The sequence below is a fragment of the Methylobacterium indicum genome, assembly GCF_001043895.1.
Lineage (GTDB): Bacteria > Pseudomonadota > Alphaproteobacteria > Rhizobiales > Beijerinckiaceae > Methylobacterium > Methylobacterium indicum.
Genome location: NZ_JTHF01000250.1, coordinates 1 through 869, shown reverse-complemented (window position 1 = coordinate 869; position 869 = coordinate 1). Strand labels below are relative to the sequence as shown.

Genomic DNA, 869 nt, shown 5'->3' with positions numbered 1-869 from the left:
GGACGCGACCGGTTAAGGCCGCGGGCGGAATCCGGATTCGCCGTTAACCGCGATTGAAGAGGATCGGGGACGGGATCGAAAAACCCTGTTTCGTCCACGATTTGGAAGGCGGGCGGGTCCTAGCGTCGCCGGCATGGGATGTGATCGGAACGGCATGGCGGCGGGAGCGGCCCGGCACGGCGAGGGCCGGCGCCCACGGCTGCGGGACTCAAGACGGGCGTGACGATGAGCCATCGGCGCAACGACCAGATCGACATGGTGGTGCCCTTCGTGCACTTCCGCGACCAACGGGAGACGATGGAGCGGCCGTTCTTCTCGATCGCCAAGCAGAAGCGCCTGAAAGAAATCGACTATACGAGCCCGGACGGCTCGGTCTGGGTGCGGGTGCTGCCGAACCAGGCCTACGGCATGGCGACGATCTGGGATGCCGACATCCTGATCTGGGCCGCCTCGACGATCTGCGAGATGAAGAAACGGGGCCGCAACGACATCCCGCGCAAGCTCCACTTCATGCCCTACGACCTCCTCAAGGGGATCGGCCGCGAGACCGGCGGGCGCCAGTACAAGCTCCTGCGCGACGCGCTGTTTCGCCTGCAATCGACCTCGGTGCGCACCAACATCCGGGCCGAGAAGGCCAAGCGCAAGGAGCGGCAGTTCAGCTGGATCGACGCCTTCGACGACACGATCGACGAGGAGACCAATGCCAGCCGGGGTATGTCGATCACCCTGTCGGACTGGTTCTACGAGGGCGTGCTGATGGATGGCGGCGTGCTCGCCATCGACCCCACCTATTTCGGCATCACCGGCGGGCGCGAGCGCTGGCTCTACCGCATCGCCCGCAAGCATGCCGGCGGGGCGGGGGGGGGGGG

1 protein-coding gene is annotated in these 869 nt (G+C 66.3%); it reads left to right on the top strand.

All coding sequences use genetic code 11. The features are described from left to right. Positions 1-225 precede the first annotated feature (225 nt). Positions 226-869 (top strand): replication initiator protein A (locus QR78_RS25700; RefSeq protein WP_048430440.1); only part of this gene is annotated, 644 nt, incomplete at its 3' end.